This window comes from Burkholderia sp. Tr-20390, assembly GCF_017104595.1.
Taxonomy (GTDB): Bacteria; Pseudomonadota; Gammaproteobacteria; order Burkholderiales; family Burkholderiaceae; genus Burkholderia.
This window is the reverse complement of record NZ_JAAGPC010000219.1, coordinates 1-12,621: the sequence shown is the minus strand read 5'-3', so window position 1 is coordinate 12,621 and position 12,621 is coordinate 1. Positions and strand designations below refer to the sequence as shown.

Sequence of the window (12,621 nt, the reverse complement as noted above, 5' to 3'; positions counted from 1 at the left end):
AGCGGTCAATTGAAGCGGCGACGCTACCGCTTTGTGGGCACCGGGGGAGCCAGTGCACCGGGCAGGTGGCAGCGGCTTAGTGCTTCCGTACCGACTTGCGAGGGGTCTTGGCGGCAGGGCGGGCGTCGTCACGTTGCCGATGGCGCACGCGGGGCTCGACGTGCACTGGATCGCTCAGACACCGTGCGTGGCCGTGCTGCCGGCCGGCGACCCGCTCGCGGCGCAGCCGCGCATCGCGCTGCGCGATCTCGCCCGCCGCCGCATCGTGACGGTCGCGAACCGCCACCGGCTGCGCCAGCGGATCGATGCGGCCTTCGCGGCCGCGCGAGTCGATGCACGCGTGTTCATCGAAACCAATGCGTCGCTGAATGCGGTCATGGCCGCGCGTGCAGGCATCGGGATCGGCATCGTCGATCCGGCGACAGGCGTGGCACTGCCGGTGGAGGGCGTCGTCGCGCGCCCGCTCGACGTCGACATCCCGTTCGCGTTCGGCGTCGCGACGCCCGCCGGCAAGGCACGCACGTCAGCGGTCGATGCGCTGCTCGACGCGCTGCACCGTACGACGCGCGCGCTGCTCGACGACGTGATCTTTCACGACGCCGCCGCGCACGACGAATTGCTGCGCGGCGACCGGCTGCGCGCCGAGCGCGCGCCGCGTGGGGCAACCCGCACGACGCGTGCACGCCGGACCCGCCCGGAGGCGGCATGACGACGACCGATCCATTGCAGGCACTCGAAGCCCGGCTCGCGCAAGACCTGCGCTGGCTCGACCTGCCCGCGCCGTCGTGGGTGCCGCCGCGCGAGGCCGACGGCACACGCGTGCTCGACGTCGCGATCGTCGGCGGCGGCATGGCCGGGCTCGCGGCGTCCGCCGAACTGCGCCTGCTCGGCATCGACAACCAGTGCGTGATCGACCGCGCGCCGGCCGGCTACGAAGGCCCGTGGGTCACCTTCGCGCGGATGGACACGCTGCGCTCGCCGAAGCAGCTCGCGGGCCCCGCGCTCGGCCTGCCCGCGCTGACGTTCCGCGCGTGGTTCGAAGCGCAATACGGCCGCGACGCGTGGGACGCGCTCTACAAGATTCCGCGCACGCAATGGATGGACTACCTGCGCTGGTACCGGCGCGTGCTCGACCTGCAGGTGCGCAACGACACCACGCTCGTCGCGCTGCGCCCGCGCGACGACGGCCTGCTCGCGCTCGACGTGCGCGGCAACGGCGAAGCGCAGACGCTGCTCGCGCGGCACGTGGTGCTCGCCACCGGCCGCGACGGGCTCGGCGGCCCCTACGTACCGTCCGTCGCGCAACGCGCGCCGCGCACGCGCTGGGCCCATTCATCCGAGCCGATCGATTTCGCGGCGCTCGCGGGCAAGCGCATCGGCGTGGTCGGCGCGGGCGCGTCCGCGTTCGACAACGCGGGCACCGCGCTCGAAGCCGGCGCCGCGCGCGTCGACCTGTTCTTCCGCCGCACGGACATCCCGCGCATCAACAAGCTGACAGGCATCGGCAGCCCGGGCCTCGTGCACGGCTACGCCGATCTCGACGACGCGACGAAATGGCGCTTCATGCACTACGCGCTGACGTCGCAGACGCCGCCGCCGCGCGACAGCGTGCTGCGCGTGTCGCGTCACGAACAGGCGCACTTTCATGCGGGCAGCCCGATCGAGACGCTCGCCGAACATGCGGACGGACTCGACGTGACGACGCCGCGCGGACGCTACACGGTCGACTTCCTGATCTTCGCGACCGGCTTTCATTCGGACTGGACGACGCGCGCGGAATTCGCGTCGTTCGGCGCGCAGGTGCGGCGCTGGAAGGATCGCTATCGACCGGAGCCGGGCACGTGGATCGACGAGCTCGCCGAATCGCCCGACCTCGGCCCCGCGTTCGCGTTCCAGGAGCGCGAGCCCGGCGCATGTGCGGCCATCACTCGAATTCACTGCTTCAACCATGCGGCGAGCCTGAGCCACGGCAAGCTGTCCGGCGATATCCCGGCCATCAGCGCGGGCGCCAGGCGGCTCGCGCACGGGATTGCGAGCCGGCTGTTCGACGCGGACCGCGATCGCCACTACGACGCGCTCGTCGCGTATGCCAACGCCGAACTGCAAGGCGACGAATGGCGCGACGCCGACGCATGAGCGCGCGTTCATCGATCACATTGACGACGAAGGGAACCCGAAACGATGACTGAATCCATCACGCCGGCCGATGCGCCGGACACGATCGATGCGGTGGCCGGCCTGCGCGATGGCGACGCCGTCGCCGCGCTGCGTCGCGCACGCGACAAGGTGCTGCTCCATACGCGGCTGAGCGAAGCGGCGCTGTTCGATCCCGCGTTGCCCGATCTTTCGTTGATCGAACGACTGCACGCGGCGCGGTATGTCGCAGAACAATCGAACGCTCGCGTGCTGGCCGACACCTATCGCGCACGACTGATCGACGCAGGCGGCACGCTCGACGATATCGCACGTGCGGACGCTGATGCATTCGACACCTTGCCCCGCCGCATCGGCGCGATCCTCGCGCATGCACGCCTGCTGACGCGCGCGCCGGTCGATGCACGTCCGTCCGATCTCGACGCGCTGAAGTCGGCCGGACTCACGACGCCCGCGATCGTCGCGCTGTCGCAGCTCGTGGCGTTCGTCGCGTATCAGTTGCGCGTCGTGGTGGCCGCGCAGGCGCTTCAGGCACGTGCCGCAGCGGAGGCCGCATGACGACGACCACGCACGGCTTCACGTCCGACACGCTCGGCTGGCGTGCCTGGCTCGACACCGTTTCGCTCGATGCCGCGACGCCCGATCAGCTGGCCGTGCTCGAAGCGAGCCACCCGCAAGCGAAGACGTCCGACTATTACCTGCTGCTCGTCCATCTTCCCGAGATCCTGCGGCAACGCTCGGGCGTATTCAACGCGATCATGTATGGCCCCGGCGGGTTGTCGCGCGCGGAGCGTGAACTGGCGAGCACGGCTGTGTCGCGCGTGAACGGCTGCGTGTACTGCGCGTCCGTGCATGCGCAGCGCTTTACGCAGCTCGCGAAGCGCACCGACGCGATCGAGCAGGTGTTCGACGATCCGGTGACGGCCGGCACGACGGCGCGCGAACGCGCGATCATTCGCTATGCGATCGCGCTGACGGAGCGGCCCGATACGGTCGACGCGGGCGATATCGCCGCGCTGGAAGCCGAAGGGCTGACACATGAGGAGATTCTCGACCTGTCGCACGCGGTCGCGATCTTCGCGTGGGCGAACCGGTTGATGCTGACGCTAGGTGAGCCGGTATTTCCGGAATCGGCGACCAGCGCCTGACGCCTGGGCAAACCTGAGCGCTGACGCCGGCGCCGCCTGCCCGCGTCACGCCTTGTGCGTCGACAGCAAAATACTCGTCTCGGTATTCGCGATCCCGTCGATCAGCCGGATCGCGCCGAGCACGCGATCGAAGTGCTCGAGCGAATCGGCATGCAGTTCGGCGACGAGATCCCAGCGCCCGTTGGTGCTGTGGATCGACGCGACGTTCGGATGCCCGCGCAGCACCTTCACCACCTCCGCGCCGCGATTGCCCTGCACGGCGATCGACATCAGCGCGCGGATCCGGTGCCGTTCGGCCGCCGGCTTGAGCCGCACCGTATAGCCGACGATTACGCCGTTCTTCTCCAGCCGCGTCAGCCGGTTCTGCACGGTCGCGCGCGCGACGCGCAATTCCTTCGCCAGCGCGACGACGGGCAGTCGCGCGTTGTCGCGCAGCAGCGCGATGAGCTGCCGGTCGACGTCGTCGAGCGTGATCATGAACGGGCCTTCCTGTTGAACGTGAACCGGCCGCCAGCGTGTCGGAGCCTTTGCAATCCGACCAGCGCAATTTAGTCAAATTGCCATATCTGGCCAGCAATTTGACAAGTCTATCGATAAATCTGCCACTTTTGCCGTCTTTTTGTTGGCTCGACTCGCGGAAATAATGGCTCTGTCGACCGGCCAGATATGCCGCGCGGCCGCTTCCACGAAGCCGGGACGCGCGCCGACGCACCGCGCGGTCGACCAGAACGCCAGGGACACCCGTACCGGCACCGAGAATTTGCAAAGCATGGGACCCGAGTAAGCGCTAAAGCGCTCACTCGGGTCGACAGGAGACAGACGTATGACCCGCTTCCTCGACGTTCCCGCCACCGCCCGACTGATCGCCCAAACCGGCGTCACGACGTTCCTCCGCGAGCTCGTCGACACGCTGCGCGCCGATTACCTGCACTGGGCCGACTTCGACAAGTCGCCGCGCGTCGCGTGCCACTCGCGCGACGGCGTGATCGAACTGATGCCCGTCGCGAACGCGTCGCTGTTCGCGTTCAAGTACGTGAACGGCCACCCCGTCAATGCCGCGCGCGGAATGCACACGGTGATGGCGTTCGGCGCGCTCGCCGAAGTCGATACCGGCTACCCGCTGCTGCTCGCCGAACTCACGCTGACCACCGCGCTGCGCACGGCCGCCACGTCGGTGCTCGCCGCCCAGGTACTCGCCCGCCCCGATTCGCGCACGATGGCGCTGATCGGCAACGGCGCGCAGAGCGAATTCCAGGCGATCGCGTTCCACACGCTGCTCGGCATCGACGAAATCCGCGTGTTCGACGTCGATCCGCACGCGACCGACAAGCTCGTGCAGAACCTCGCCGCCTACCCGGCGCTGCGCGTGGTGCGCGCCGCATCGACCGCCGACGCCGTGCGCGGCGCCGACATCGTGACGACCGTCACCGCCGACAAGGCATACGCGACGATCGTCACGGCCGACATGATCGAGCCCGGCATGCACCTGAACGCGGTGGGCGGCGATTGCCCGGGCAAGACCGAACTCGAGGCGGGCGTGCTGCATGCGGGCCGCGTGTTCGTCGAATTCGAGCCGCAGTCGCGCATCGAGGGCGAGATCCAGCAGATGCCGGCCGACTTCCCCGTCACCGAGCTGTGGCGCGTGCTGCAGGGCGAGACGACCGGCCGCGAACGCGCGGATGAAGTCACGGTGTTCGACTCGGTCGGCTTCGCGCTCGAGGATTACTCGGCGTTGCGCTACCTGTATGCGCTCGCGCAGCAGCACAACGCGGGCGTCGAGATCGCGCTGATTCCGCCGGCTGTCGACCCGAAGAACCTGTTCGCGCTGATCGACGACCCGGCCGCGATCGCGCAGGGCCACGCGGCATACGTGACCGAAGCCGTCGCCGCGTTCGCGCGCTGACGGCCATCCCCGGGCGGCCCGCGCGCCGCCCGGCCCCTTGCCTTTCGCTCCTGCCTTCCATGAATCTCGTATCGATCCAGGCGCCGGCCGCCGTCGTGATGATCCGGCCGCACCGCTTCCTGCCGAACCCGCAGACCGCGGCCGACAACGCGTTCCAGCGCAAGGCCGCCGCCGACGGCGCGCACGGCGCGGCATCCGTGTCGGCCGCCGCACGCGACGAAGTCACGGCCGCCGCGCAGACGCTCGCCGATGCAGGCGTGCGCGTGCACGTGTTCGACGACCACGGCGAGCGCGACACGCCCGACTCCGTGTTCCCGAACAACTGGTTCTCGACGCATCCGGGCGGCCACGTCGCGCTCTTTCCGATGTTCAGCGCGAACCGGCGCCGTGAGCGGCGCGCGGACGTGATCGAGATGCTGAAGGCCGAGTACCGCGTGCAGGACGTGATCGACTACTCGGGCCTCGAATACGACGACGTGTTCCTCGAAGGCACCGGCGCGATGGTGCTCGACCACGTCGCGCGGATCGCGTACACCGCGCGTTCGCGCCGCGCCGATCCGGTCGCGCTCGAACGCTTCTGCACGCACTTCAATTTCGAGCCGATCTGCTTCGATACGGCCGATGCCGACGGGCGCCCGATCTATCACACGAACGTGATGATGAGCGTCGCGACCGAGTTCGCGATGGTCGGCCTCGAACTCATCGCCGACCGCCGTCGTCGTGACGAGATCGCGCAACGGCTGGCCGAAACGGGCCGCACGGTGATCGCGCTCGATGCATCGCAGATCGCGAATTTCGCGGGCAATACGCTGGAATTGTCGGGCAAGGAAGGGCGTGTGCTCGCGCTGTCGCGGCGCGCGTACGACTGCCTCACGCCGGTGCAGCGCGCGACGATCGAGCGTTCGGCGCGGCTGCTGCCGCTCGACGTGCCGACGATCGAACTGGCCGGTGGATCGGTGCGCTGCATGCTGGCGGGGATTCATCTGGCGCGGCGTTCGACAGCGCAGAACTTACTGGACATGCCGGCGATCGAACAGGTCAACTCGCAGCGCGCACCGAAACCGCAGACCTGACAATGAGAAGTGAAGTGCGCGCAACGTCTGTTGTGAGACACGCGCGCGGATCCGACACGGTGCGGCAAGTGTCGAGCACCGCAAACGGCACGCCCCTCTCGACCGTCGTCGAACGTAATTCAGCGCTTCGCTCGCAGCCGCGCCTTGCACCTGCCTGGCAGCCGATCATCGGTGCAATCGATTCGACTGCCGCCCACATTGACGGGGTTCATTACGCTGCTCGCGTAACAAGCGCACTGCGCGCTCTCGGACTTCTGGGGAAAACTTATTGGCCTTCTTGTTCCCGGCTCCATTCCCTCAAGCGTTGGAGCCTCCACAAAACCCGGGGCGGTTCAGCATGATGCGGCGGCCACACCTACGTGACCGTCGCCAACGGCAAAAACAACGCCAACGGGTCGTGCGTGAGGGACTGGAAACCGAAATGGCCATAGAACGCCGCGGCGCCCTCGTCCTTCGCGTCGACGGTCAAGGCGACGGCCGGGATCTCCGAGCCGGCCGCGCGCCGCAAGGCATTGACCAGCAAGGCTGCACCCAGTCCCCTGCCCCGATACCGGCGATCAACCGCCAGTCGACCCATGCGCACCGCCGGGATCGCGGGATAGCGCGGCAGCTTGCGCGCTACCTCGTGGGGCAAATCGGCCAACGCGATGCTGGCGGCTGATAGCGTGTAGTAGCCGGCAACGACATTGCCGTCGAGCATCACAAAGCACGCGGCGATGCGGCGACGAACGTCCTGCGTCACCGTTTCGCGCAAGTAGCGGTCAAGCGCCGGCGTGCCACATTCAAAACCGGTTCGATCATGGGCCGCATCGAGCGCGGCCACCGTGAGCTGCGCACCGGTCATTCGTTACGCAGCAACTGGTCGTGATGATCGAGTGCGCGCTGCAAAGCGTCCGTGGGCTTGGCGGGCGACAGAATCGCCGCGGCGAAGCGCTCCGAGTCCGCCACCGACAGGCGAATCACATCCGCCTCGGAAATGGCGCGTTGCGCGGCTTCGCGCGCAGCGGACACCACGAAGTCCGACATCGTGCGCCCCTGGATCTCGGCGGCCCGGCGGATCACCGCCAGCACGTCGGTCTCGACGCGTGCTTCAAAGCGAGTAGTAGCCATAGGGTGTTACCTCCTCTCGCTACCGTACGGAAATTTGCCGGGTCTGTCAAGTCGTACGGAAAATTGCCGGGTGTGCTCGCAAGGACAGATCCGGCGTCCGTCAATACGGACATCCCGTGAATCGGCCGTCGGGGAGCGGCGCCTGGGGCAGCGTCCTCTGATAAGAAAAGTTATCAGAAGTGACACTTTTTGCACCTCTGTCCAGGCGCGCGCCGGCGCCGGCCAACAAAAAACCGGCCGAAACCGGGTTTGGGGCTTCATACCAGGAAGGTGATCTCGCGTAGTCCGGCGCGCCCGATCGTACGGGGCGGGAACGGAATCGTCTGCGAGTATCGTGCCCTGTCTAGGCACGTAGCTGGCGAGCAGCCAGGTGGCAGTACCGCTCACCCCGCCAGCAGCTTCAACCCCGCCGGCAGCGTTTCGCCGAACACGCGCACCGTGTCGGCTTCGTCGAACGCGATCGCCTCGCGCACCATGTCGATCCACGCCGCCGACGCATTCGCGGCCGACAGGCGCTTGATCACGGCCTCGCGTGTATCGTCCGGCAGGTCGCGCGAACGGTCGCCGGTCATGCGTGCAATCTGAGCGGCCGCGAAGGCGGCCGGTTCGACCTGTTTCCAGTCGAGCGCGAACAGCGCATCGAGCCAGCCGGTGGCGATTTCCGCCGGCACGACACTGTGCGCGCTGCCGTAGAACGGCCGGCGAGCGCCGATGCGCCCGAGTGCCCACGCACACAGTGCCCGCTCGGCCGGCTTCTGCAATTGCGCGATCAGCCGCTCGGCCAGCTCGACCTTGCGTTCGACAGGCAGTCGCTCGAGCGACGCGGACAGCCGCGTCATGTCGGCCGGCCCGACCTTGCCTGGATCGAACGGCAGCTTGCGCCGCTTGTCGTCGGTCGGTTCGAGGAACGCGATCGCGTCGCGCACCTGCGTCTGCGCATCGTCGTCGAGGCCGCCGGCCACGCGCCGCCACAACGTCCACCACTCGGACCACACCTGAGCGTCGGTCACATACTGAATCCCGTCGTCGAACAACGGCCACAGCTGCTCGATGCGCCACGCATCGAGCGGATGCCCGAAGCCCGGGCGCAGGCAATAGCCGGCGAGGTTCAGCCACGCACGTTCGTGATCGGCCGAGCGCCGCCGCCGACGTGCACGCGCGAGCAACGCATCGAACAGTTCACGCGCGAGCGCAACGTCCCACTCTTCCCGCGCACCGAGCACCTGCTCAAGCTGCGCGCGCAGCCGTCGCGTGTCTTTCGGCGTAACGCCGGCGGCCTTGCTGCCGAACGAGCGCTCGATCAGTTCGAGCGCCTGGTCGAGCCGCGGATGCCGCGCGAGCGCAGCGTCGTCGCCCTGCACGGGCGCATCGCCGCGCAGCTGGAATTCGAGCCGCCAGCGACGCGCCGCATCGTCGGTCGCGATGCAGTGCATTTCAAGCGTGCCGACTTCCGTCAGCGACGCGGTGAGCTTCACCGGCGTTTCGCGCGCATCGCCGCCCGCTTTTGCGTCGACGACCGTCGCGATCGGCGGCAGCCGCACGAAATCGCCGCCGTCGAGATCGACGAGATCGCCGGGCCGGTACGCGGTGTCGGCCACCGTGGATACGAGGTGGAAACGCACCGGCTGCCCGAGTTGCAGCGCGAACGTACGATCGTCGAGCCGGATCTCGTGGCCCTCCTCCGTGCCGCGCGGCAGCAGGCAGACGCCACGCGCGGCCGCGCCTTCGGCGCCATCGTCGAGCACGAGGAAATAGCTGCGCGCGGAACCGCCGCCGATGCGCGGCGCATGCCCGGCGCGTGCGAGCCCGTAGGCCACCGCGCCGCGCGCGACCGCGACGTCCGGATGCGCGTTGTGCAGCACGTCGAGCGGCGCACCGCGCCACGCGCCGAGCGTCTGCGCGAGACGGCCGGCGAGCGCGCCCGCGCGGAACACGCCGCCGTTGAGCAGCAGCGTGTCGGGCAGCGGGCCTTCCGCATGACGATTCAGGAACGCGGCGACGTGCCGCGTGACGGCCGCGTCGCTCGCATACGGCAGCCCGAATTCGACGATCGCGGCGCGCGCACGGCGCGGCAACTCGCCGGCTTCGACCTGCGGAAAGAAACCGTCGACGACGATCTGCTCGACTTCCTGCCGCGTCAGCTCGGCCGAACGCGCGCCGCCGACGAGCTTGCTGCCCGCGCCGAGCAGCGTGACGTTGACGGATTCGGGGGCATCGTCGCCGAGCAGCCGCTCCTTCGCGGCACGGCAACGCTCGACGAGCTGCGACAGGCTCGCGGCGGACAGCCGCGTGCCGGGCTCGGTCAGCCGCGACTCGACCAGGCGCGCGAGCGCGAGGTCCATGTTGTCGCCGCCGAGCATCAGGTGGTTGCCGACGCCGACGCGCGTGAACGTCGGTTCGCCATCGTCGCCCGGCGCGACATCCACCAGCGTGAGATCGGTCGTACCGCCGCCGACGTCGCAGATCAGCACGCGGCGCGCAGCGGCAAACGACTCGCGCAGCGTGTCGCGCTGCCCGTACAGCCAGTCGTAGAACGCGGCCTGCGGCTCTTCCAGCAGCCGCAGCGCGGGCAGCTTCGCACGCCGAGCGGCCTCGACCGTCAGCGCACGCGCGCCGTCGTCGAACGACGCGGGCACCGTCAGGATCACGTCCTGCTTCGCGAGCGGCGCATCGGGAAAACGGGCGTCCCACGCGTCACGCACGTGCGCGAGATAGCTCGCGCTCGCGTCGACCGGCGACACCTTGTCGACGCCGTCGGCCGCGCCCCACGGCAGGATCGCCGCGAGCCGGTCGACCGACGCGTGCGACAGCCAGCTCTTCGCGCTCGTCACGAGCCGGCCCGGCACCTGCGCGCCGAGCGTGCGCGCGTAGCGGCCGATCACGGCCGGCGTCGCACCGGCCGCGCTCGCTTTCGCGTGGGCCGCCCACGGCAGCCGCAGCGTGTCCGGCGGCAGCTCGCCCGCCGCCGGGTGATAGCGCACCGACGGCAGCAGCGGCTGTGCCGCCACCGCGCCGGGGCCGACCAGTTGCTCGACGTCGAACACGCGGATCGCGTCGGAACCGGCCTCGACGTATGCGACGACCGTATTGCTCGTGCCGAGGTCGATCCCGACCGTATAGCGCTTCATCGCGCTCAGGCGGCGCCGCGCACGTCGAACTCGACCTTCCAGCGCTCGTCCGTACCGCTCGGGATCGCCTCGAGTTCGAGCGTGCCGGCTTCGGTCACGCGCGCATGCAGCTTCACGGGCACGACCTCGCCGACGGTGCGGCCTTCGGCGGGCAGCGTCGCCTGGATTTCTTCCAGCTCCTGCAGCTCTTCCGGCGACCAGTAGTCGAGCAGCGTGCCGACCTGGTCCTGACGGCGCACCGACGAACCGAAGAAGCGGAACTGCACCGGTTCGCCGACGACGAGGCCGAACTCCTGCGGCGGCAGCGCCGCGTCCGAGCCTTCCTCCATCCCGAACGGCGCGACGCACAGCGCCTGCACCGGCGGTTCGAGCCCCGGCACGGCCGGCATCGCCGATTCGATCGCGACGTAGTACGCACGCGCCGTGCCGCCGCGAATGCGCACGCCACGGCCGCGCTTCACGTAGCCGTAGTACGCCGCGCCGCGCGCAACCGCGAGATCGAGATCCGCGCCTTCGAGCAGGCGCGCGGGCGGTGCACCTTCGGCGGCGAGCCAGCTGTTGAGCGTATCGAGCACGCGCTGCGTGAGCAGCGTCGACTTGAACACGCCGCCGTTGAACAGCACGGCGGTCGGATGCAGGAACGTCGCGCCCTGCGGCAGCGTGCGCTGCACGCCTTCGAGCGAGTCGAGCGCCGCGACCTGGCGGCCGAGGAACGCCGCGAGATGGCGCGTGATGCCCGCGTCCTGCGCATACGGCAGGCCGAGCTGCGTCAGGCCGACACGGGCGCGGCTCACCGGGCGCGCGGCCGCGTCGACTTGCGGGAAGAACCCTTCGAGGATCGTCTGCGTGAGTTCCGCGCGCGTCAGCTCCGTGCGGATCGACCCGCCGATCAGCTTCGAGCCGCGGCTCGGCACGACGAGCGGCACCGCGTCGGTCGCCGGGTCGGACAGCAGCGTTTCCTTCGCGGAACGGCATGCGTACGTGAGCGCGCGCAGTTGCCACGGATCGGCCTGCGTGCCCTGCTGCGCGAGCTTGCGCGCGACGACATGCGCGAGCGCGAGGTCCATGTTGTCGCCGCCGAGCAGGATGTGCTCGCCGACCGCCACGCGATGCAGTTCGAGATTGCCTTCGCGCTCGACCACCGCGATCAGCGACAGGTCGGTCGTGCCGCCGCCGACGTCGACGCACAGGATCAGGTCGCCGACCTGCACCTGCTTGCGCCAGCCGCCCTGGCTCTTCTGGATCCAGCTGTACAGCGCGGCCTGCGGCTCCTCGAGCAGCGTCATCCGCGAGTAGCCGGCGGCGCGGGCGGCCTCGGCCGTCAGCTCGCGCGCGGCCGGGTCGAACGATGCGGGGATCGTCACCGTCACGTCCTGGTCGGCGAACGGCGCGTCGGGATGCGCGTGGTCCCACGCTTCGCGCAGGTGCGTCAGGTAGCGGATCGAGCTTTCCAGCGGCGACACGCGCGCCACTTCCGGCGGCGCATCGCTCGGCAGGATCGCCGCGCGGCGGTCGACGCCCGGGTGGCACAGCCAGCTCTTCGCGCTCGACACGAGGCGGATCGGCGTGCCGGCGCCGCGCGTGCGCGCCATCTCGCCGACCGCGAAGCCGCGCGAGGCCGTCCACGGCAGCGTCAGGTCGCCCTGCGTGAGTTCGCTTTCATGCGGCAGGTAGAGGAACGACGGCAGCAGGTCGCGCGACTCCAGCGCGCCGGGCGCGGTGAGCTGCGCGATCGGCAGCACCTGCTGCGTGATGGTTTCGCCGTCGCTCGCGGCGCTGTCGACATACGACAGCGCGCAATGGGTCGTCCCGAGATCGATACCGATCGAATAGCGCGGATCGCTCACAGTTCCACCTCCGCCGGTGCGACGACCGACGCGTCGTGGCTGCCCGTCAGCTTCGGCAGGCGCACGTCGGCGACCCGCCAGCCGCGATGGCTGACGGTGCCCGTGAACGGCGCGGCGCCGACCACGTTGCCGGTCACGCGCACGGCCGTCGCGTCGAAGCCGGCCGGCAGCGTCACGCGGCTGCCTTCGGCTTCGTCGCGCACCGGCACGATCGTGAAGTGTTCGCGCAGCGCGGCACGGCAGCCGTCGTGCACGAGG

At 69.4% G+C, this 12,621-nt stretch carries 11 protein-coding genes and 2 pseudogenes; 6 read left to right on the top strand and 7 right to left on the bottom strand.

Going from position 1 to position 12,621, the window contains the following annotated elements:
• Positions 1–121 precede the first annotated feature (121 nt).
• The 4 genes and pseudogenes from G3N98_RS34730 to G3N98_RS34715 all read left to right on the top strand — a co-directional run.
• Positions 122–709 (top strand): annotated as a pseudogene (locus tag G3N98_RS34730) (LysR substrate-binding domain-containing protein); the annotation flags it as partial.
• The gene (locus G3N98_RS34725) at positions 706–2,136 is read left to right on the top strand and encodes an NAD(P)/FAD-dependent oxidoreductase (RefSeq protein ID WP_206150673.1); all 1,431 of its coding nucleotides are present in this window, start codon (positions 706–708) and stop codon (positions 2,134–2,136) included. The pseudogene G3N98_RS34730 and the gene G3N98_RS34725, both read left to right, overlap by 4 nt.
• 45 nt (positions 2,137–2,181) lie before the next feature.
• On the top strand, positions 2,182–2,712 hold the full coding sequence (locus G3N98_RS34720; RefSeq protein WP_206150672.1) for a hypothetical protein: 531 nt from the start codon (positions 2,182–2,184) through the stop codon (positions 2,710–2,712).
• On the top strand, positions 2,709–3,302 hold the full coding sequence (locus G3N98_RS34715; RefSeq protein WP_206150671.1) for a peroxidase-related enzyme: 594 nt from the start codon (positions 2,709–2,711) through the stop codon (positions 3,300–3,302). Before G3N98_RS34720 ends, G3N98_RS34715 begins: the two co-directional genes overlap by 4 nt.
• A 45-nt stretch (positions 3,303–3,347) precedes the next feature.
• On the opposite strand, the gene G3N98_RS34710 is transcribed toward G3N98_RS34715, so the two are convergent.
• Positions 3,348–3,779 (bottom strand): Lrp/AsnC family transcriptional regulator, encoded by a 432-nt coding sequence (locus G3N98_RS34710; protein ID WP_006479718.1) that lies wholly within the window; start codon positions 3,777–3,779, stop codon positions 3,348–3,350.
• 346 nt (positions 3,780–4,125) lie between these two features.
• On the opposite strand from G3N98_RS34710, the gene G3N98_RS34705 reads away from it, so the two are divergent.
• Positions 4,126–5,205 carry an ornithine cyclodeaminase gene (locus tag G3N98_RS34705; RefSeq protein ID WP_089432189.1) on the top strand — a complete coding sequence of 360 codons (1,080 nt, stop codon included), beginning with the start codon at positions 4,126–4,128 and terminating at the stop codon, positions 5,203–5,205.
• A 59-nt stretch (positions 5,206–5,264) separates the two neighbouring features.
• Positions 5,265–6,278: an arginine deiminase-related protein gene (locus G3N98_RS34700; RefSeq protein ID WP_206150670.1), complete on the top strand. Its 1,014-nt coding sequence runs from the start codon at positions 5,265–5,267 to the stop codon at positions 6,276–6,278.
• Positions 6,279–6,429: 151 nt separating this feature from the next.
• Here G3N98_RS34700 and G3N98_RS40030 read toward each other — a convergent pair.
• The 6 genes and pseudogenes from G3N98_RS40030 to G3N98_RS34675 all read right to left on the bottom strand — a co-directional run.
• Positions 6,430–6,554 (bottom strand): annotated as a pseudogene (locus G3N98_RS40030) (IS3 family transposase); the annotation flags it as partial.
• Positions 6,555–6,633: 79 nt separating this feature from the next.
• The gene (locus G3N98_RS34695) at positions 6,634–7,122 is read right to left on the bottom strand and encodes a GNAT family N-acetyltransferase (protein ID WP_206150669.1); all 489 of its coding nucleotides are present in this window, start codon (positions 7,120–7,122) and stop codon (positions 6,634–6,636) included.
• The gene (locus G3N98_RS34690) at positions 7,119–7,388 is read right to left on the bottom strand and encodes a DUF1778 domain-containing protein (RefSeq protein ID WP_206150668.1); all 270 of its coding nucleotides are present in this window, start codon (positions 7,386–7,388) and stop codon (positions 7,119–7,121) included. Before G3N98_RS34690 ends, G3N98_RS34695 begins: the two co-directional genes overlap by 4 nt.
• Before the next feature lie 383 nt (positions 7,389–7,771).
• Positions 7,772–10,516, bottom strand: a complete 2,745-nt coding sequence (locus G3N98_RS34685; RefSeq protein WP_206150667.1) for an Hsp70 family protein — start codon at positions 10,514–10,516, stop codon at positions 7,772–7,774.
• Positions 10,517–10,521: 5 nt separating this feature from the next.
• Positions 10,522–12,363, bottom strand: coding sequence for an Hsp70 family protein (locus G3N98_RS34680; RefSeq protein ID WP_206150666.1), 1,842 nt, complete (start codon positions 12,361–12,363; stop codon positions 10,522–10,524).
• The coding region (locus tag G3N98_RS34675; RefSeq protein ID WP_206150665.1) for a DUF2760 domain-containing protein at positions 12,360–12,621 on the bottom strand (262 nt) is incomplete at its 5' end. The genes G3N98_RS34680 and G3N98_RS34675, both read right to left, overlap by 4 nt.